We start from the raw sequence: 19,466 nt of genomic DNA, 5'->3' as shown, positions 1-19,466 counted from the left end.
CTGCCCGTCGTACGGAAGACGAACCCCCCGTGCCCGAACGTGAAAACTCACAACCGAACGCCCCTGGTGGGTCGATGACCACCAGAGGCGTGCGGGAACCAACAGAAAACTACTCGACGACGAGCTCGACCTCGATGTTTCCGCGCGTGGCCTTCGAGTAGGGGCAGAAGGCGTGCGTCTTCTTCAGCAGGGCGAGGCCCGCCTCGCCCTGGAGGTGGTCGGGGAACTCGGCGCGCATCACGACCGCGAGGCCGAAGCCGCCGTCCGCCGGGTCCTTGCCGATGGAGACCTCGGCGGTGACGGAGGCCTCGGAGATGTCGATCTTCTCCTGGCGGGCGACCACGCCCATGGCGCTGGCGAAGCAGGCCGCGTACCCGGCGGCGAAGAGCTGCTCGGGGTTGGTGCCCTGACCGTTGCCGCCGAGGGCCTGCGGGTGGGCGAGGGGGAGGTCGATGTGGCCGTCGGAGCTGACGGCGCGGCCCTCGCGGCCGTTGGCGGTGGCGACGGCGGTGTAGATCGCGTCCATGGGGTCTTCCGTTCCTCGAAGGGGCCGTGTCGTGCTGCCCTCATATTGTTAGTGGACGATTCAGTTGTGCACAACTTAATCGCGTGTGATGCGCGTCTCCCGTACCCTGGACCCCATGGACGAGGACTTCCTCCGGCTCGACAACCAGATCTGCTTCTCCCTGCACGCCGCCACCCGCGCCTTCAACGGCGTCTACCGGGGCGCGCTCAAGGAGCTGGGCCTGACCTACCCCCAGTACCTGGTCATGCTCGTGCTCTGGGAGCACGGCGAACTGCCCGTGAAGGGGATCGGCGAGCGGCTCCGGCTCGACTCCGGCACCCTGTCGCCGCTGCTCAAGCGCCTGGAGGCGGCCGGACTCGTCGAGCGCCGCCGCAGCCCCGAGGACGAGCGGTCCGTCACCGTCCGCCTCACCGGCGACGGGACCGCCCTGCGGGAGAAGGCCCTCGGCGTGCCGCGCCGGATCGCCGCCGCGACCGGCCTCGACCTGGCGGAGCTGGGGGAGCTGCGCGAGCGGCTCCACGTCCTGGCCGCCCGGCTCGACGGCGTGGACCCGGACGACGTGGCGGTCTCCTGCGGCTGACCGCCACGCGGACGTCCTTCTCGGGGAGCGGCGGGTTCAGCGCGAGGCCCACGCGCGCGCGTGGTTCAGGCCGAGCAGCACGCACACGTCCGTCAGGAGCGGCACGTGGTACGCGAGCGGCCGGGGCCCCGCCTGATCGGGCCGGGAGACGAAGCCGCCGTCCGGCCGCTGCCGCTCCAGGAGGTGGCGTACCGCCCGCCCGGTCGCACCCCGGGCGGACGGCACGGTCGGTGTCCGGGCCACGGCGATCAGCGCGTACGCGGTGCTGATCGGGTCGCTCGGATCGGACGGCACGTGCCCCCAGCCGCCGTCCGCGTTCTGCGTGTCGACGAGCCGGGCCACGGCCCGCGCCCGGGCCCGCGCCACCTCGGTCCGGGCCGGATGGCCGGGCGCCACGGCCAGGAAGGAGTCGTGGGCGAGGACGGTACGGAACAGGGCGTTGCTCTCGTTGAGGCTCCAGCTGCGCTCGAACGGCCCGGCGGCCTCCTGTCGGGCCACGGTGAACCGCACGGCGGCCTCCACAGCCCGCCGGTGCGCGGCTTCGGGGGCCAGCGCGTTCACCGCCGCCGCCGTTATCGCCACCTCGGAGGCGGTGCCGTGCTCGAACGTCGGGAAGCCGCCGTCCGCGCCCTGCCGGGCGAGCAGGTACCGTTCGCCGGCCGCCACCTCGGCACCGAAGAGCCCGGGGCCCGTCGCCCGCAGGAACTCCACGCAGTACGAGGTGTCGTCCACGTCGCTCTGCCCGACGCCCCGGCCGAAGCCCCAGCCGCCGTCGGCGTTCCGGTGCTCCGTCAGGGCCGTCGCGAGGGCCCGCAGGGTGTGTGCGGGGGCGCCCGCGCCGGCCAGGGCGAGCCCGCCGGTCGCCGTCGCGAACACGTCCATGCCCGTGAGGAACGGCAGCCCGCCGTCTTCGCGCAGCCACGCGCGCAGCTCCCGCGCCCGCGCCCGTACGGCCGCTGCGTACCGGGGCCGCAGGCGCAGCGCGAGCAGGGCGAGGATCCGGGCGAGATGATTGCCGTACGGGGGCGGGCCGGGGAGCGAGCAGGGTTCGAGGGCCCGCCAGTCGTCCTCCGTGACGAGCCGCCGCGCTCCGGTCCCGAACGCGTACAGGACCTTCAGGGCGGCCATCTCCGTGATCAGCCACCGCTGTTGGCCGCGCGCCTCGAACAGGGCCTCGGGTGAGGGAAGTTCGGGGAAGGGATGGGCGCCCAGCTCCGCCAGGAGCGTCTGGAACATCAGCCGCTTGCGCCCGGCGGTGAAGTGGTCGAAGCCGCCCAGCAGCCGGGCCAGCGCGCCCCGCCCGTCCACGTACTCGCCGAGGGCCGCGCGGGCGGCGGCCTCCTGCACGGGGTCGGGGGCGCCCTCGTCCACACCGGTCTTCAGACGGCGGGTGAGCCGCTCCTGGGCGTCCGGGTCCACCCCCGTCACCGTGAGCAACCGCAGGGCCAGCGCCGATTCCAGGATCCGGCTGTCGCACGGGGCCCGGAGCAGCCCGTCCGGCCCGGCGGCCGCGACCAGGCGGGTGGCCAGCCGGGCCCGGGCGCGGTCGAGCCGTTCGGCCCCCGGAAGCGGTTCCGGCCGGGTGCCGGGGACGGCGAGGGAGGCGCCGGGTAAGGGCAGCGCGCAGTACGTCATGGGGGAGGTGTCCTTCAGTGGTGTCGTACGAGAAGCGGTGGGGCGAGATGGGGCGGTCGGGGAGAGGGGGAAGGGGCGCCGCAGGTGGGGCGAGGTGGGGGCGGTCGGCCGGGGGAGAGGCGGCGCGGGTGGGGCGGTCAGTGGGGGAAGAGGCGCCGCACGGCCTCCGCGCCGGCCGGGACCAGCGGCGTGTATCCGCCGGTCAGGACCGTGAGCGGCGCGACGAAGCCGCACCAGGCGACCTCCCGCGGATCGGGCCGGGGCGCGCGGTCCGCCACCCAGTGGTGGACCGTCAGGAAACAGGCGCCGTGCGGATCGTCGATGCGGATCCGGTACGCCTCCGTCAGGCCGGGCGCCCGCTCCCAGCCCAGCTCCTCCCGCAGCTCCCGGAGCGCGGCCGCGCGGTACGCCTCCCCGGTCCGGACCGCCCCGCCGATCAGGACGTCGTAGTGGTCGGGGTAGGCCGGTGCCGAGGCGGTCCGCCGGTAGAGGAGGACCCGGCCGGCGTGGTCCGTGCAGACGGTCGCCGCGTACCGCCGGAGCAGCCCGGCGGGAGGCCCGGCGGCCCGTCCGCCCTGGGACACGACCCGGTCCCGGGGATCGACGTAGTCGACCCGCTCGGAGGGGGACCCCTCGGAGGCGAACGTCCCGGGGTCGCGGCTGTCGGGGGCGTACCCCTCGGAGGCGGGAGACTCGGGGGCGTGCGTCCCGGGAGCGCGGCCGTCGGACGGGCAGGCGCCGGACGGGCGGGCGCCGGACGGGCGGCCGTCGGACGGGAAGGCGCCGGACGGGAAGGCGCCGGACGGGAAGGCGCCGGACGGGAAGGCGTCGGGGGCGGGTGCGTTCACGTCCGCTCGCGGACGCGCGCGTGCAGCGGGCCCGCCGGGCGCAGGTTGAGGCCGAACACGGGCTCGCCCGCCGGTTCCGTCACCTCGACCGTGAACCGGGCGAGGAGCGCGCCGAGCAGCTCCTCCATCTCCCGCATCGCGAACCGGGTGCCGAGGCAGGCGCGCGGACCGATGCCGAAGGGGAGGTACGCGCCGGGCGGCAGCGGGGACCGGGCCGGGAAGCGGCCCGGGTCGAAGGCCTCGGGCTCGGGCCAGACCTCCGGGTCGCGGTGGGTGAGGTAGGGGCAGACGAGGAGATCCGTACCGGCGGGGATCGCCCAGCCGTCCAGCGTCTCGCCGGCCGGGCTGTACCGGGGCAGCAGCCAGCCCGTCGGGTAGAGCCGCAGCGTCTCGCCGAGCACCGCCTCGACGGTCCGCGCGTCGCCCGCGGCCCGCTCCATGACCTCCGGATGCCCGTCGAGCAGGATGAACGCCCAGGTCAGCGTGCGGGCGCTGCTCTCGTACCCGGCGACGAGCAGGGTGACCAGCTCGTCGCGGATCAGCCGGTCCGTGTACGCGGGATCGGTCTCGGCCGCGTCGAGCAGCCGGTCCAGGACGCTCACCCCGCCACCGTCCGGCCGGTGGCGGGCCCGGGCGTCGGCGAGCGCGCGGAACATCCGCGCGTCGAGCGCGCCGAGCGTCGCGTCCACCTCCGGCGGCAGCGCGTTCGCACCGCCCACGTCGGCGGGGAGCGCCGCGACGATGTCCTGCACGGCCGCCAGGTCGACGTACGTCTCCCGGTCCAGGGGCCGGCCGGTCAGCGAGCGCCAGATCGTGTCGACCGTGAAGAACTGCACGTCCTCGGCGATGTCCGTCGGCTCGCCCCCGCGGGCCCGCTCCGCCCAGCGGTCGACGACGCGGGCCGCCGCCCCCGTGATGTGGTGTTCCCAGCGCTGGATGCCCCGGCCCGTGAACATCGCCTGCAGGAGCCTGCGCTGGGACCGCCAGGCCTCGCCCGTGGCGGTCAGCATGCCGTCGCCGATGAGGGGCCTCGCCCGGTGCGACCGCTTCACGAACCGGTCGCCGCCGACGCCGAGCACCTGGTGCACATGGCGGGGCTCCGTGACCAGGACCGCAGCCCGGCCGCCACGGCGGAAACCGGTCAGCCGGCCCGGTGAGTGCGCCTGGCGGAGGAGGTCGACGAGGGGTGCTCCGGAGGCGGTCCAGGCCGCCACGGCGTCGTCGTCGAGGAAGTCGGGGGGCATGCCATCCGTCACGCATTGCGATTGCATGATGACGTATCGTAGCGCTCTGTGCGATCTTCAGATCCCGTTCGATCTTCCGCGACGGTGGCGTTCGGCCGGCTTCCGCAGCTCGCGGGCCGTGCGGGGCGCCCGTGCGGGGAGCGCGACCCCGGCTTCGGCCCCGACCGTCACCTGTACGAGCTAACCGGAGGCGCCGCCGCGCGGGCCGGTGCAGGGAGCGGGGTGGCGGTGTCGTGACTCCTTCGGACAGCGCGGCCCGAGCGTCCACCGCAGGCCCGGCACCGGAATCCACATCCCCGGCGGCACCGGAGGCCGCGCCCGCTCCTCGGTACGGGCAGGCGCCCGGGGCCTGGCCGTTGCTCGGGCATCTGCCGTATCTCGCGACCCGGCCGCTGGCCTTCCTGGACTCGCTGCCCGGCCACGGCGACGTGGTCCGCGTGCGGATCGGGACCCGTACCGCCCACGTGGTGAGCCACCCCGCGCTCGTCCGCCGCGTCCTCACCGACCGCCGCTCCTTCGACCGGACCGGCGTCCTGTACGAGAAGGTCCGCGCGCTCCTCGGCAACGGCCTCGCCACCTGCCCGAACGACGAACACCGAGGGCAGCGGCAGACCCTCCGGCCCGCCTTCCACCACTCCCTCATGGACCGGTACGCCGCCGTGATGACGGCCGAGACCCAGGCCCTCACCGCGCACTGGCGGCCGGGGGCGGTCGTCGACGTCACCGAGGAGGCGTTCCGGCTCACGACCGCCGTCGCCGTCCGCACCCTCTTCTCCGCCGGCATCACCCCGCACGCCGCCGAGGAACTGCGCGAGGCCCTCGAAGTCCTGCTGCGCGGGGTCTACACACGGGTCGTGGCGCCCGCCGTCGACCGGGTCCCGTCCCCCGCCCGCCGCCGCTACCGCAGCGCCCTGGCCCGCTGGCGTACGGGCGTCGCCGCCATCATCGCCGCGTACCGGACGGCCGGGGTGGACCACGGCGACGCCCTCTCGCTGCTCCTGGCCGTACGGGACGAGCACGGCCGGCCGCTGTCGGACGCCGCACTCGGCGACCAGGTCGCCACGCTGGTCCTGGCCGGCGCCGAGACCACCTCCTCGGTCGTCGCCTGGGCCCTGCGCCTCCTGGCCGACCACCCCGGGGCCGCCGCCCGGCTGCGCGGGGAGGTCGACACGGTCCTGGCCGGACGCCCGCCCACCCGGGCCGACCTGCCCCGGCTGCCGTACACCGGCGACGTGGTGCGCGAGGCGCTCCGCCTCTACCCGCCGGCCTGGGCGGTCACCCGCACCGCCACCCGCGAGACGGAGCTGGCCGGGAGGCTCCTGCCGTCCGGCTCCACGGTCATCTGCTGTCTCTATCTCCTCCACCGGCGCCATGAACTCTTCGGGGACGCGGCGCTCTTCGACCCGGGCCGGTGGGCCGCCGGGGAGGTGCCGCGGGACGCCTGGCTCCCGTTCGGGCTCGGCGCCACGAAGTGCCTCGGCGAGGCGTTCGGCACGGCCGAGGCCACCCTCGCGATCGCCGCGATCCTCTCGCGCTGGCACCTCACCCCGCTCTCCCCGCGCCCGCCCCGGCCGGTCCCGCGCATCGTGCTGTCCCCGGGGCCCCAACGCATGCTGCTCGCCGCGCGCTAGGGGGTGTCGCGGCGTCTGGCACCGCGCCTCGCCGCGTTGTCGTCGGTCGACAACGTCCCCCAGCTACCGCTGGGAGGTGCCCCCACCGCGTTGCCTCCCTCCTCCGCCTTGCGAGGCACGGCACCGGACGCCGCTCCCTGATCCGGCCTGATCGACAAGACGCCCCCAGAGCCCGCCCCCGGCCCTGCCCCGCCCCTTGACCAAAACGTAAGGAGCGTGAGCCGTCCCCGCTCCTATACTCGCTCCATGTCCGACATCACCATCCGGCGCGCCACCGCCGACGACTCCAAGCGGCTCACCCGGCTCGTCCGGGGCTCCCGGGCCTACCGGGGCGACTACGCCGCCATGGTCGAGGGGTACCAGGTCGGCGGTTCGTACATCGAGCACCACCCCGTCCACGTCGCCGTCGACGAGAGCGACGGCGGCCGCGTGCTCGGGTTCTACGCACTCCTCCTCGACGAGGCCGAGCTCGACCTCGCGTTCGTCGCCGACGCCGCCCAGGGGCTCGGCATCGGGCGGCTCCTCATGGAGCACATGACCGGGCAGGCCAGGGCCGCCGGCCTGAGCTCCGTCCGGGTCGTCGCGCATCCGCCCGCCGAGGAGTTCTACCTGCGGACCGGCGCCGTCCGCACCGGCACCGTGCCCGCCACCGGGCACATCCACTGGGAGCGTCCCGAGCTGCGGTACGACGTCGCGTGACCACCACCCCGCAGGCGACCGAGCCCGAGCAGCGCCGCGTCTTCGCCGACCTCACCCCGCTGCGTACCTCCGCCGACTACCGCCGACTCTGGTTCGGCAACTCCGTCACCTGGGTCGGGCAGGGCATGACGACCCTCGCCATCTCCCTCCAGATCTACGACATCACCCGCTCGCCGTTCTCCGTCGGCCTCGTCGGGCTCTTCTCCCTCGTCCCGCTGGTCGTCTTCGGCCTGTACGGCGGTGCCATCGCCGACACCGTCGACCGCCGCAAGCTCGGCCTCGCCAGCGCGAGCGGCTCCGCCGCGCTGTCCATAGCCCTGGCCGGCGCCGCGTTCGCCGGCTTCCACCACGTCTGGTTCCTGTACGGGATCGTCGCCCTCCAGGCCGTGTGCGCGGCGCTCAACGCGCCCGCCCGCTCGTCGATGATCCCCCGGCTCCTGCCGCCCGAGCAGCTGCGCGCCGCCAACGCGCTCAACTCCATGACCACGACCTTCGGCACCCTCGTCGGGCCCAGCCTCGGCGGCGTGATCGTCGGCCTGGCCGGCTACCAGACCGCGTACCTCATCGACGCGATCGCCTTCTCGGCCTCCCTCTACGCGATGTGGCGACTGCCCTCGATGCTGCCGGAACGCACCGGCGCCACGGGGGCACCCCCGGCCGAAGGCAGGGGGAGGGCCTCCGTCCTCGACGGGCTGCGGTTCCTCGCCACCCGCCCCAACCTGCGCATGACGTTCCTCTCGGACTTCTGCGCGATGATCCTCGCCCACCCCCGCGCCCTGTTCCCGGCCGTCGCCGTCCTCTGGTACGACGGCGACGCGAAGACCACCGGACTCCTCGTCGCCGCGCCCGCGTTCGGAGCGCTCCTCGGTGGGGTGCTGTCCGGCTGGCAGGGCCGCATCCGCCACCACGGGCAGGCGATCCTGCTCGCCGTCGCGGCCTGGGGGACCGCCATCGCCGTCTTCGGGCTGACCCGGAACCTCTGGCTCGGGCTCCTGATGCTCGCGCTCGCCGGATACTCCGACACCGTCTCGATGATCTTCCGGAACACGATGATGCAGGTCGCCGCCCCGGACGAGATGCGCGGCCGGCTCCAGGGCGTCTTCATCGTGGTCGTCGCGGGCGGGCCCCGGCTCGGCGACTTCCTCGCGGGGTCGGTCGCCGATCTGACCTCGCCCGCCGTCGCCGTCACCGGCGGCGGGATCGCCTGTGTCCTGGCGATCGGCGCCCTCGCCCTGTACGGGCGCGGATTCCGCCGCTATGACGCCCTCGATCCGACTCCGTGAGCAATCCTCCCCGAACGGCCCGGCCCGTCCTGGCGGTTGGCCGCCACGGCACATAACCGCCAGGAGCGGCAGGGGTCAACTCCCGCCCCACAGGCCAAGACTCCACGCGGACCCGGAAACACCCCCCGACCCCGGGTCCGCGAGGAGTTCCCACGATGACGTCGAGGACCACGCCCTTCGACAGAGGAAGAGCCGCGCTGATCGCCGCGGGCATCTCCCTCGCGATGCTCACGGCCGGGCAGACCGCCACCGCCGCGACCACCGCTCCCGCCGTGCCGGACACGTTCAAGGCGCCCGCGACGAGCACCACCGTCACCCTCGTCACCGGCGACCGCGTCACCCTCACCGACCTCGGTGACGGCCACAGGACCGTCACCGTCGACCGGGCGAAGGGCGCCACCGGCGCGATACGCACCCAGACCGCGAACGGCCGGATCACCGTCGTCCCCGACGAGGCCCGCCCCTACCTGGCCTCCGGCGCGCTCGACCCGCGCCTCTTCGACGTCACCGGCCTCGTCGAGCAGGGCATCACCGGCGAACTCCCGCTGATCGTCACGTACGGCGGGAAGAGCGCCCGGACCGCCGCCGCCCCGCGCGGCACCGAGACCGTCCGCGCCCTGCCCAGCATCGGCGGCACCGCCGTCACCGCCACCGACCCCGCCGCCTTCTGGCAGGGCTTCACCGCGCACGGCACCGCCCGCGCCGCCGCCCCCGGCAAGGTCTGGCTCGACGGCCGGGTCAAGGCCGCCATGGCCGAGTCCAACGCCCAGATCGGCAGCCCGAAGGCCTGGGAGGCCGGGCTCACCGGCAAGGGCGTCAAGGTCGCCGTCCTCGACACCGGCGTGGACGCCGGACACCCCGACCTCGCCGGCCGGGTCACCGAGACCAGGTCGTTCATCGAGGGCCAGGAGGTCGCCGACCGCAACGGCCACGGCACCCACGTCACCTCCACCGTCGGCGGCAGCGGCGCCGGCTCCGAAGGCAAGGAGCAGGGCGTCGCCCCCGGCGCCACCCTCGCCGTCGGCAAGGTCCTCAGCGACGAGGGCTCCGGCTCCGAGTCGCAGATCATCGCGGGCATGGAATGGGCCGCCAAGGACATCGACGCGAAGATCGTCTCGATGAGCCTCGGCTCCCGCGAACCCAGCGACGGCACCGACCCGATGGCCCAGGCCGTCAACACCCTCTCCGCCGAGACCGGCGCCCTCTTCGTCATCGCCGCCGGCAACTCCGGCTACCCCGGCTCCATCGGCTCGCCCGGCGCCGCCGACTCCGCGCTCACCGTCGGCGCCGTCGACTCCGCCGACCAGGCCGCCTACTTCACGAGCCAGGGCCCCCGCTACGGCGACCAGGCCCTCAAGCCCGACGTGTCGGCACCCGGCGTCGACATCCTCGCCGCCCGCTCCCAGCTCGTCGCCGGCAGCGGCCTCTACACCTCCATGAGCGGTACCTCGATGGCGACCCCGCACGTCGCCGGCGTCGCCGCGCTGCTCGCCGAGAAGCACCCCGACTGGACCGGCGCCCAGCTCAAGAACGCGCTGATGTCCACCTCGAAGAACCTCGACGCCACCTCGTACGAACTCGGCGCGGGGCGGGTCGACGTCGCCGCCGCGATCTCCGCGAACGTCACCGCCACCGGCTCCGCCGACCTCGGCTTCACCTCCTGGCCGTACGAGGCGAACAAGCCGGTCACCAGGACCGTCACCTACACCAACTCCTCCGACGCCCCCGTCGAGCTGAACCTGGCCGTCGAGGGCATGCCCGCCGGGGTCGCCGCCCTCGCCGACACCGCCCTCACCGTCCCCGCCCACGGCTCCGCGTCCACCACCGTCACCGGCGACGGCACCGTGGCCCCCGTCGGCCAGTCCTCCGGCCGGATCACCGCCACCGCCGGCGGCGCGGCCGTCGCGCACACCGCGCTCGGCCTCGTGAAGGAGGAGGAGCGCTACACCCTCACCGTCCACGTCAAGGACCGCGACGGCGCCCCCACCCCCGCCCACCTGGGCGTCCAGCAGCTGACCGAGAACGTGGACCCCTTCCCGGCCGCCGTCGGCGAGTCCGGCACGCTCGAACTGCGCCTCAAGCCCGGCACGTACACCGTCGACACCTTCCTCGACGTACGCGGCTCGGGCGCCGAGGACTCCCTCGGCCTCGGCTTCCTCACCGAACCCGAGATCGCCCTCGACCGCGACCGCGAGATCACCCTCGACGGGCGGCAGCTGCGCGAGATCCGCGCCGAGGTCGAGCAGCGGACCGAGACCCGGCAGCTCCTCATGGAGTTCGACCGCAAGGCGAACGGCGCCTCCTACGGCGGAGCCGTCCAGGTCCCGATGAGGTACGACTCGATCTTCGCCGCGCCCACCCGGAAGCCCGCCACCGGCAGCTTCGAGTACCGGACCGTGTGGCGCCTCGGCAAGCCGCTCATGGAGGCGAGCGTCGACGGCGTCCGCCTCGGCGGACCCACCGTCCAGGGCGGCGGAACGTTCCTGGAGGGCCGGCACCGCCTCGGCCTCGTCGACGCGGGCACCGGCACCCCCGCCGAGTACACCGGCAAGAACGCCACCGGCAAGGCCGTCCTCGCCCGGCTCACCGAGGGAGCCGACCCGAAGGCGCTCGCCCAGGCCGCCCAGGACGCGGGCGCGAAGGTCCTCTTCGTCACCGACGACCGGCCGGGCCGGCTGATGGAGTACTTCGGCACCGCCGACTACGAGGACCGGCCGCTCGCCGTCGCCACGGTCGACACCGCCGACGCGCACCGGCTCGCCGCCGGCGCGGCCCGCGGCAAGCGCGTCGACCTGACCGGCACCCGCTTCACCCCGTACACCTACGACCTCTCCGAGGGACACCCCGGCGCCATCGGCACGGACCTGGTCTTCCGCCCCGACGAGGACGAACTCGCCACCATCCACTCCACGTTCCGCATGCCGACCAGGCGCAAGGAGCTCGGCGGCGAGTTCCGCTACTCGATCACCGACACCTTCCGGATCGGCTTCGGCTTCAAGGAGTGGATCGCCTTCCCGACCGAGCGCACCGAGTACGTCTCCACCGGCACCGGCCAGCGCTGGCACGAGTCCGTCGACCTCGGCGACTCCCTGGAGGAGCGCGGCGGGCAGTCCGTCTACCGGGGCGGCAGCCGGGTCGACCTCGACTGGTTCGGCCCCGTCTGGCACCCCTGGCTGGGCACCGGCCTCGGCTGGGGCCAGCAGCGCGTCGGCAACGACCTGCGCTTCAACACCCCCGGCTGGGGCGACTCCGGCACCGACCACACCGGCTTCGGCAACGTGTGGAGCGACGACACCATGACCCAGTACACCGAGGTGTACGTCGACGGCGTCCGCGTCGACCGCAAGAAGAGCTCCGGCGCCTACGCCTGGGACGCGCCCGCGCAGGAGGCGGCGTACAGGATCGTCACCGACACCGCGCTCGACCCGGCGCGCTGGCGGCTCGCGACCAAGGGCCACAGCGAGTGGACCTTCCGCTCCGCCGAGACCCCCGTCGACCGGATCACCTACCTGCCGCTGCTCAACCTCGGCTTCGACGTGGACACCGACCTCGACGGCGACGTCCGCGCCGGCAGCCGGCTGCCCGTCGGCATCTCCGCGGAGTACGTGAAGGGCGCGGCCGGCACCGGAACCATCGGCGCCGGCACCCTGGAGGTCTCCTACGACGAGGGCACGACCTGGGCGAAGGTCACTCTCAAGAAGTCCTCGCGCGGCGCCGCGTGGGCCGGTGAACTGCGCATCCCGACCGGCGCGGGCTCCGTCTCGCTGCGGGCCGGGGCGAGCGACGACCGGGGCGGCTCCGTCACGCAGGAGCTGATCCACGCGGTCGGCGTGAAGTAACCGCAACGCATGAGGCCGGGCCCCTCGGAGGAGGAGCCCGGCCTTCGTGTGCTCAACGGGCGTTCGGGAGGGCCTTCTTCAGGACCTTGCCCATGTCGTTGCGGGGGAGCGCGTCGAGGTAGCGCACCACCCGGGGGCGCTTGTGCGGCGCGAGCAGACCCGCCACGTGGTCCGCAAGGTCCGCCTCCGCCGGCGGCTTCTCCCCGTCCCGCGGCACCACCCAGGCCACGATCCGCTCGCCCAGGTCCGGATCGGGCTCGCCCGTGACGGCCGCCTCCCGGACGCCGGGGTGGTCGAGCAGAGCGTTCTCGATCTCGCCCGCCCCGATCTTGTAGCCGCCGCTCTTGATGAGGTCGGTCGCCTTCCGGCCCACCAGACGCACCCCGCCGTCCGCCTCGCGGACCGCCATGTCGCCGGTGCGGAACCAGTCGCCGTCGAAGGCCGCCGCCGTCGCGTCGGGCCGGTTGAGGTAGCCGGAGAAGAGGTTCGGGCCGCGCACCTGCACCTCGCCGACGGTCTGCCCGTCGAGCTCCTTCAGTACGGAGCCGTCCTCGTCCACCAGACGCAGGTCCACACCCGCGAGCGGGGTCCCGACCGTCCCCGGCCGGGGCTCGCCGCCCGGCCGCACGCTCGTGTTCATGAGCGTCTCGGTCATCCCGTACCGCTCCACGACCGCCCGGCCCGTCGCCGCCGCGATCCGCTCGTGGTCGTGCACCGGAAGCGCGGCGGAACCCGAGACGAGCAGGCGCGCCCCCGCCAAGGCCTCCTGGAGGCGGGCGTCCCCGCCGAGCGCGTCCGCGAGCCGGTGGTACATCGTCGGTACGCCGAACAGCATGGTGCCGCCGTTCCCCAGCTCCGCCGTGACCCCGTCCACCGAGAAGGAACCCAGGTGCCGGACCTCGCCGCCGCGCCGCAGCGGACCCAGGACACCGAGGACGAGGCCATGGACGTGGAACAACGGCAGCGCGTGCACGAGGACGTCGTCCGCCGTCCACGACCAGGCCTCGGCCAGCGCGTCGAGGGACGCGGCGACCGCCCGGCGGGACAGGAGGACGCCCTTCGGGGGGCCGGTGGTGCCGGAGGTGTAGACGATCAGGGCGGGCGCCTCGGGATCGACCGACGCGACCGCCTCGCCGGACGCGGCCAGGTCCACCTCGATCCGGGGGAGCCCGGCCAGCCCGGCCGGCAGCGCGTCCTCCGGCCCCGCGAGCACCGCGTCGGGCGCGCTGTCGCCGAGGATGTGCGCCAACTCCCGCTCACCGGTACGCGGATTGAGCGGTACGGCGGGCACGCCCGCGAGCAGGGCGCCCACCACGGCGACGGCCGTCCGGGCGGTCGGCGTGGCCCAGACGGCGACGCGCCGTGCCGTGCCGATCCGTCCGGCCAGGGCGCCGCCGGCCCGCGCGAGCTCCTGGTACGTCAGGAGGCCGGCGCCGAAGCGCAGGGCGGGGCGGTCGGACGGATCCGCCAGGGCGGGGAAGAGCGCACTCACCGGTCGTACTCCTCGTGGTCGTCGAGGGCAGGGGGCTACCAGGAGGAATTCTGCCCCTGCCGCGGGGGTGGCGTGACCGATGGCCCAGGTTGGGGACCACACCGTGCACTCCGCGGCGGGCGTGCGGCGATCACCGCGCACAGGACCGCGAGGGGGAGTTCCGCGAGCACGGCCATGGCGACGGCGACGGCCAGTTCCGGGCCGCCGGCGGAGGTGGCGAGGTCGACGCAGGCGTCCGCGAGGAGGAGCGCCGCCGCGGCGGCCGCGGGCACACGGTGACGGGCGTCGCCCCGCAGCAGACGGCTGCCGGCGGTGAGCAGCGCGGCGGCCTCCAGGGCGTCGAGGCCGATCCAGGCGGCGGCCTCGGCGGGCGGGAGCGTGCCGGCGAGGTAGCCGAGCCAGGGCAGCAGGGCGAGGCCCGCGCCCATGAGCACGAGGCCCTGCCGGCGGCGGGTGCGGCCGAGGCGGAGCTCGCCGTGGGCCGTGCCGCTCGCGGGGCGACCACCGTCGGTGGCGAGGGGGATGAAGGAGGCGAGGGCCATGTCGGAGGTCTCTTCCGGTGTCACGAACCCGGCCGTCGGGCTCGTGATCAACCCTCCGGTCGCGGCCCTCCGGAGTCAGTAACACCGTTGTCCGTCTTGGGGTGGCACTGGTTGCACCCCCGATGCGGACGACAGGTTCATGGCAGGCCGCGGAGACCGGCGCCTACGGTGGTCGCATGAAGATCCGTACCCGGCTGCGGCGTGCGCTCACCCGCCTGACGCGCGACGCGTCCTTCCTCGCTCTGGGGGCGCCGCTCCATCTCCTCATGGTTTCCCTGCTGTCCGTGGTCTTCGGCCTCGTGTGGGGGGTCATCGCAGGAGCGGACGACAGCGCGCCGATCGTCCTGGGATTCGTGGTCGTGACGACGGTGTTCTGCGTGCCGGCGCTGACCGTGGCCCACTGCTGGCGTTTCCGGCGGCTGCTCGGCATCGACATCCCCCGCCCGGGATGGCGGCGGCCGTGGCGCCAGTTCGGCTACCACGCCCTGGCCGGGACGCTGTTCGGCGCGCTCGAAGCAGTGGTGGTGGCGCTGATCCCGGCCGGACTGGTCGTCTCCCTGACCTCGGTGTGGGTCTACGCGATCCCCTGGGAATGGCGGATCAAGCACCCCGGATACTCCACGCAAGCCGCGTTCCTCACCGTGACAGGACTGCTCGTGCTTGCCGCCGTCCCGTCCCTGACCGCCGCCCTCGTACGCCTGGAGAGCCAGGTGGTCCCCACCCTGCTCGGGCGCAGCAGGGAGGAGGACCTGGCGCGGCGGGTCGAGGACCTCACCGAGAGCCGGGCCGGCGCGGTGGACGCCGCCGACGCGGAACGGCGGCGCATCGAACGGGACCTGCACGACGGAGCGCAGCAACGACTCGTCTCGCTGGCGCTGAACCTGGGCATAGCCAAGGCCACGCTCGCGGACCTCCCGCCCGAGGCGCGCGAGGTGATCGACGAGGCGCACCGGGAGGCGAAGGAGGCGATCGAGGAGCTGAGCAGCCTCGTGCGCGGCCTCCACCCCGCCGTCCTGGACGAACTCGGCCTGGACGCGGCCCTGTCGGGACTCGCGGCCCGTGCCCCGCTGCCCGTACGGCTGAGGGCGGACCTGCCGCGACGGCCGCCGCCGGCGATCGAGGCGGTCGCCTACTTCGTCGTCTCCGAGGCGCTGACGAACGTCGCCAAGCACGCCCGGGAGGCGACCCGGGCCGATGTGACGGTCACCCGGCTGGGCGGGATACTGCGGGTGATGATCGAGGACGACGGCCTGGGCGGGGCCGACCCCGGCAAGGGAAGCGGCCTGACGGGGCTCGCCCAGCGCGTGCGGTCCGTCGACGGAACGTTTCGGATGACCAGCCCGGTGGGGGGACCGACCATGATGAGCGTGGATCTGCCGTGTCAGAGCTGAAGGGTGCCGCCCCGGGCGCGGGACAGGGGGAGCCCGGTGTGAGGCGTGCGGTGATCGCCGAGGACTCCGTCCTGTTGAGGATGGGGCTGGTCAAGGTGGTCGAGATGGCCGGCTTCGCCGTGGCTGCCGAGGTGGGCGACGCCGAGGGCCTGCTGGCCGCGGTCGAGGAGCACCGGCCCGACCTGGCCGTGGTGGACGTCCGGATGCCGCCGGGCTTCACGGACGAGGGGGTGCGTGCCGCGCTGTCGATCCGCCGCAGCCGGCCGTCGACCGCCCTGCTGCTGCTCTCCCAGTACGTCGAGGAGCGCTACGCGGCCGACCTGCTCGCCGCCAACACCAGCGGCGTGGGCTATCTGCTCAAGCAGCGGGTCGCGGACGTCGAGGAGTTCATCGAGGCGCTGCGGCGGGTCGCGGACGGCGGCACCGCGCTCGATCCGCAGGTCGTCGCCCAGCTGCTGGTACGGCGGTCGAACGATCCGCTGGAACGGCTGACGGCCCGCGAACGGGAGGTGCTCTCCCTCATGGCCGAGGGTCGCTCCAACGCGGGCATCGCCGCCCAGCTCGTCGTCAGCGAGAGCGCGGTCGCCAAGCACATCAACAGCATCCTCGCCAAACTCGATCTCCCCAAGGCGGACGCCGACCACCGCCGGGTCCTGGCGGTGCTGCGGTTCCTGGGAGTGGGCGCCTGAGGGTACTTCCGGCACCTGGGGTGCCGGTACTTCCGGAACCTGAGGGTGCCGGAAGTACCGGCACCCTAGGTTCCGGAACCTGAGGGTTCCCCTAGGGGTGGCCCGCCGTGACCTCGGTCGGCTTCGGGTTCGAGGTCTCGCCGTCCGGGCGGATCCCGCGCATCCGGCCGTACGCGTACACGCAGCCGGCGAGCGCCAGGTCGGAGAGGAGCATGAAGCCGATCGAATACGACCCCTTCGCGCTGTAGATCGCACCCATCACCAGCGGCGGCAGGAACCCGCCCAGGCCGCCCATCGCGCCCACGATGCCCGTCACGCTGCCGACCTTGGCCTGCGGGGTGACCTGGGAGACGAGGGCGAAGACGGAGCCGCTCGCCGTGCCCAGCCCGGCGGCCATGATGAGCAGGGCGATCGTGCCGCCCGGGTTCAGCGGAGGGTCGAAGGCCTGGACGATCGCGAGGAGCGCGACGACCCCGAGCGCGACGGCCGTGACGAGCGCCGGGTGGACCCGGTCCGACACCCAGCCGCCGATCGGCCGGAAGACGACGGTGACCAGGGCGAAGCCCGCCGCCTTGGTGCCCGCGTCCGTCGGGTCCAGCTCGTACCAGGTCTTCAGGTACGTCGGCAGGTAGACGCCGAACGCGACGATGCCGCCGAACCCGATCGCGTACAGCGCCGACAGCTCCCACGTGACCCGCAGCCGCCCGGCCGAGCGGAGCCGGGTCGCGAGGGAGGCCGTGGGCACCGGCCGGTCGGGCCGGTCCGTGATGAGGAACGCGGCCAGCACCGCGTACGCGGCGAGCGCGATCGCCACCACGATGAACGGCAGGTTCTCGCCGTGCTTGGCGATCCGGGGCGTGAAGTAGCCGGAGAGCGCCACACCGCCCATGCCCATGCCGAAGACCCCGAGTGCCAGTCCGCGCTTGGCGGGCGGGAACCAGGAGTTGACCAGCGGGATGCCGATGGCGAACGTCGTACCCCCGAGGCCCAGGAGGAAGCCGACGACCAGCAGCAGGCCGTAACTGTCCTTGACCACGATCAGGAGCAGGACCGGGATGATCGTCAGCGCCGAGACCAGCGGGAACATCCGCTTCGCCCCGTACCTGTCGGTCAGCGCGCCGGCCGGGATGCGGCCGACGGAACCGACCAGGACGGGCACCGCCACGAGCAGCGACTGCTGGAAGGAGCTGAGATCCAGCCGGTCGCCGTACCAGCTCGCGATCGGCGCGATCAGGTCCCACGCCCAGAAGGTGAGCGTGAAGCCGATGGTGGCCATCACCAGATTGCGGTAGGCCGCCGCTGTCGGGGGCTTGGTCTCGGTGGTCACGCCACCAGTCAAGATCCGGGAGAGGCCCCCGGCGCGCCGGACTGCTCCGTACGGGGGGTGCCGTACGGCCGCTCCACCGTCCTACGGCCCAAGCGCCCTACGGCCCAAGCGTCCTACGGCTCCACCGCCCCACCGTCCTACGTCTCCACCGCTCCACCGCCCCACCGTCCTACGTCTCCACCGCCCCACCGTCCTACGGCCAGGTCACCGTGACCGGCGGTGTGCCGTCGTCCTCCACCCGGAGCCGGGCGCCGTCGTCCCCGGCCGACACCTCGACCGTGATCGCGCCGACCCCCGGCCGCCGGTGCGCCGCCGCGAGCGCCCCGCGCAGTACGGCGAGGAGCCTGTCCGCCGTGTCCTCGTCGACGAGCGTGTCGACCGCGCCGGAGAAGTGCACGGACGGCTGGAAGCCGAGCAGGGCCGCGGCCCCGCCGGTCTCGCGCAGCACTCGCCCCCGGAAGGAGGCCGGCGCGTCCGCCGGCGGCTGCTGGAGCGCGAAGATGGTCGTCCGGACCTCCTGGATCGTCGAGTCCAGTTCGTCCACGGCCCGCTCGAGCAGCGCGTTCTCGTCGGAGGAGCCGGCGGCCCGCCGCCGGGTGGACTCCAGCATCATCTCGGTGGCGAAGAGCCGCTGGACGACCAGGTCGTGCAGGTCCCGCGCGATCCGGTCGCGGTCCTCGAAGACCGCGAGCCGCTCCCGGTCGTGCCGCGCGTCCGCGAGGACGAGCGCGAGCGCCGCCTGCGAGGCGAACTGCGAGGCGAGCAGCCGGTCCACCGCCGAGTACGGCGCGTCGCCGCGCCGCCGGGGCAGGGCGAGGGTGCCGATGAGCTTCCCGCCGCTCTGCAGCGGCAGCATCATCGACGGACCGAAACGGGACCGGACGTGCGTGGTCATCCGCGGATCGGTCGCCGAGTCCTCGACGAAGACGGGTTCCCCGCCGAGGAGTTGGACCAGGACGGGGGAGCCGGGCGCGATCGTCGTGCCGACCAGTTCGCCCGGGTCGTCCGTGGTGGAGGCGGCGACGATCTCCATCCCGCCCTCCTCGGTGGGCTGGAGGACCACGCCGGCCGAGGCGCCGGCGAGGATGCGGGCCTGCTCGGCGACGGTCGTCAGGGCGTTCTCCGCGGTGGCGCCGGTGAGCAGGGCCGTGGTCACGGCGGCCGCGCCCTCGATCCAGCGCTCCCGCTGCCGGGCCGTCTCGTACAGGCGGGCGTTGCCGATGGCGATCCCGGCCTGGGAGGCGAGGACCCGCAGCAGGGCGAGGTCCTCCTCGGTGAAACCGCCCGCGCGCTTCTCGGTGAGGTACAGATCGCCGAAGACCTGGGTGTGGACGCGGATGGGGACGCCGAGGAAGGTGCGCATCTCCGGATGGCCCGCGGGCACGCCGGAGGAACGCGGATCGGCCGTCAGGTCGTCGAGCCGCAGCGGCTGCGGGTCCTGGGTCAGGACGCCGAGCAGCCCGGTGTGCCCGTCGGGGAGGCGGCCGATGCGCTGCCGCTCCTCGTCCGTCATGCCGGAGGTGAAGAGCTCGGTGAGGCGGTGCCGCTCGGGGTCGACGACCCCGAGCGCCCCGTAGCGGGCTCCGGTCAGCTCGGTGGCGGAGTCCACGATGTGCTGGAGGGTGGTGCGGAGTTCGAGGTCCGTGCCGACGCTGAGGACCGCTTCGAGCAGCACGGGCAGGCGGGGGGAGTCCTCGTCCGTGTCCGTGGCCCGGGCGTCCTCATCCATGATCGTCATGG

At 74.0% G+C, this 19,466-nt stretch carries 15 protein-coding genes; 7 read left to right on the top strand and 8 right to left on the bottom strand.

The genetic code is table 11. The features are described from left to right. Positions 1-109: 109 nt before the first annotated feature. Positions 110-526 carry an organic hydroperoxide resistance protein gene (locus tag ACN9M0_RS11010; protein ID WP_041129101.1) on the bottom strand — a complete coding sequence of 139 codons (417 nt, stop codon included), beginning with the start codon at positions 524-526 and terminating at the stop codon, positions 110-112. 115 nt (positions 527-641) lie between these two features. Here ACN9M0_RS11010 and ACN9M0_RS11005 point away from each other — a divergent pair, with 115 nt between their 5' ends. After that, a complete protein-coding gene (locus ACN9M0_RS11005; RefSeq protein WP_366035901.1) occupies positions 642-1,106 on the top strand; it encodes a MarR family winged helix-turn-helix transcriptional regulator in 465 nt (154 codons plus the stop codon). 36 nt (positions 1,107-1,142) lie between these two features. On the opposite strand, the gene ACN9M0_RS11000 is transcribed toward ACN9M0_RS11005, so the two are convergent. The 3 genes from ACN9M0_RS11000 to ACN9M0_RS10990 form a co-directional block, all read right to left on the bottom strand. Continuing rightward, positions 1,143-2,741 (bottom strand): prenyltransferase/squalene oxidase repeat-containing protein, encoded by a 1,599-nt coding sequence (locus ACN9M0_RS11000; RefSeq protein ID WP_366035902.1) that lies wholly within the window; start codon positions 2,739-2,741, stop codon positions 1,143-1,145. A 137-nt stretch (positions 2,742-2,878) separates the two neighbouring features. Next, positions 2,879-3,589, bottom strand: a complete 711-nt coding sequence (locus tag ACN9M0_RS10995) for an NUDIX domain-containing protein (RefSeq protein WP_426403525.1) — start codon at positions 3,587-3,589, stop codon at positions 2,879-2,881. Then, positions 3,586-4,860 (bottom strand): cytochrome P450, encoded by a 1,275-nt coding sequence (locus tag ACN9M0_RS10990; protein ID WP_426403524.1) that lies wholly within the window; start codon positions 4,858-4,860, stop codon positions 3,586-3,588. Before ACN9M0_RS10990 ends, ACN9M0_RS10995 begins: the two co-directional genes overlap by 4 nt. Positions 4,861-4,964: 104 nt before the next feature. Between ACN9M0_RS10990 and ACN9M0_RS10985 the strand changes: the two genes are divergently transcribed. The 4 genes from ACN9M0_RS10985 to ACN9M0_RS10970 all read left to right on the top strand — a co-directional run bounded on the left by ACN9M0_RS10985 (position 4,965) and on the right by ACN9M0_RS10970 (position 12,285). Beyond that, positions 4,965-6,464 (top strand): cytochrome P450, encoded by a 1,500-nt coding sequence (locus ACN9M0_RS10985; RefSeq protein ID WP_426403523.1) that lies wholly within the window; start codon positions 4,965-4,967, stop codon positions 6,462-6,464. 246 nt (positions 6,465-6,710) lie between these two features. Next, on the top strand, positions 6,711-7,163 hold the full coding sequence (locus ACN9M0_RS10980; protein WP_366038214.1) for a GNAT family N-acetyltransferase: 453 nt from the start codon (positions 6,711-6,713) through the stop codon (positions 7,161-7,163). Continuing rightward, the gene (locus tag ACN9M0_RS10975; RefSeq protein WP_399698379.1) at positions 7,160-8,446 is read left to right on the top strand and encodes an MFS transporter; all 1,287 of its coding nucleotides are present in this window, start codon (positions 7,160-7,162) and stop codon (positions 8,444-8,446) included. Before ACN9M0_RS10980 ends, ACN9M0_RS10975 begins: the two co-directional genes overlap by 4 nt. A gap of 155 nt (positions 8,447-8,601) precedes the next feature. Further along, entirely contained in the window at positions 8,602-12,285 is a 3,684-nt protein-coding gene (locus ACN9M0_RS10970; RefSeq protein ID WP_426403522.1) for a S8 family serine peptidase, read from the top strand. A gap of 52 nt (positions 12,286-12,337) precedes the next feature. On the opposite strand, the gene ACN9M0_RS10965 is transcribed toward ACN9M0_RS10970, so the two are convergent. Beyond that, complete coding sequence (locus ACN9M0_RS10965) at positions 12,338-13,777, bottom strand: acyl-CoA synthetase (RefSeq protein ID WP_399698383.1); 1,440 nt, start codon at positions 13,775-13,777, stop codon at positions 12,338-12,340. A 35-nt stretch (positions 13,778-13,812) separates the two neighbouring features. Beyond that, entirely contained in the window at positions 13,813-14,343 is a 531-nt protein-coding gene (locus ACN9M0_RS10960; protein WP_366038210.1) for a hypothetical protein, read from the bottom strand. Between the two features lie 152 nt (positions 14,344-14,495). Between ACN9M0_RS10960 and ACN9M0_RS10955 the strand changes: the two genes are divergently transcribed. Beyond that, on the top strand, positions 14,496-15,710 hold the full coding sequence (locus tag ACN9M0_RS10955; RefSeq protein WP_366038209.1) for a sensor histidine kinase: 1,215 nt from the start codon (positions 14,496-14,498) through the stop codon (positions 15,708-15,710). Positions 15,711-15,760: 50 nt separating this feature from the next. Next, positions 15,761-16,399, top strand: coding sequence for a response regulator transcription factor (locus ACN9M0_RS10950; RefSeq protein WP_366038225.1), 639 nt, complete (start codon positions 15,761-15,763; stop codon positions 16,397-16,399). A gap of 91 nt (positions 16,400-16,490) precedes the next feature. On the opposite strand, the gene ACN9M0_RS10945 is transcribed toward ACN9M0_RS10950, so the two are convergent. Continuing rightward, positions 16,491-17,675, bottom strand: a complete 1,185-nt coding sequence (locus ACN9M0_RS10945) for an MFS transporter (protein ID WP_426405295.1) — start codon at positions 17,673-17,675, stop codon at positions 16,491-16,493. 244 nt (positions 17,676-17,919) lie between these two features. Next, a complete protein-coding gene (locus ACN9M0_RS10940) occupies positions 17,920-19,464 on the bottom strand; it encodes a GAF domain-containing protein (RefSeq protein WP_426403521.1) in 1,545 nt (514 codons plus the stop codon). Positions 19,465-19,466: the final 2 nt, after the last annotated feature.

Origin of the sequence: Streptomyces sp. R-07 (genome assembly GCF_049913175.1) — a bacterium.
Lineage (GTDB): Bacteria > Actinomycetota > Actinomycetes > Streptomycetales > Streptomycetaceae > Streptomyces.
The sequence above is the reverse complement of the archived record's forward strand: the minus strand, read 5'-3'. Positions and strand labels throughout refer to the sequence as shown.

What these genes read in the sequence shown, in the direction of transcription:
- ACN9M0_RS11010 (WP_041129101.1), bottom strand. Translation starts at nt 526, where the DNA reads ATGGACGCGATCTACACCGCCGTCGCCACCGCCAACGGCCGCGAGGGC.
- ACN9M0_RS11005 (WP_366035901.1), top strand. Translation starts at nt 642, where the DNA reads ATGGACGAGGACTTCCTCCGGCTCGACAACCAGATCTGCTTCTCCCTG.
- ACN9M0_RS11000 (WP_366035902.1), bottom strand. Translation starts at nt 2,741, where the DNA reads ATGACGTACTGCGCGCTGCCCTTACCCGGCGCCTCCCTCGCCGTCCCC.
- ACN9M0_RS10990 (WP_426403524.1), bottom strand. Translation starts at nt 4,860, where the DNA reads ATGCAATCGCAATGCGTGACGGATGGCATGCCCCCCGACTTCCTCGAC.
- ACN9M0_RS10980 (WP_366038214.1), top strand. Translation starts at nt 6,711, where the DNA reads ATGTCCGACATCACCATCCGGCGCGCCACCGCCGACGACTCCAAGCGG.
- ACN9M0_RS10970 (WP_426403522.1), top strand. Translation starts at nt 8,602, where the DNA reads ATGACGTCGAGGACCACGCCCTTCGACAGAGGAAGAGCCGCGCTGATC.
- ACN9M0_RS10955 (WP_366038209.1), top strand. Translation starts at nt 14,496, where the DNA reads ATGAAGATCCGTACCCGGCTGCGGCGTGCGCTCACCCGCCTGACGCGC.
- ACN9M0_RS10945 (WP_426405295.1), bottom strand. Translation starts at nt 17,675, where the DNA reads ATGGCCACCATCGGCTTCACGCTCACCTTCTGGGCGTGGGACCTGATC.
- ACN9M0_RS10940 (WP_426403521.1), bottom strand. Translation starts at nt 19,464, where the DNA reads ATGACGATCATGGATGAGGACGCCCGGGCCACGGACACGGACGAGGAC.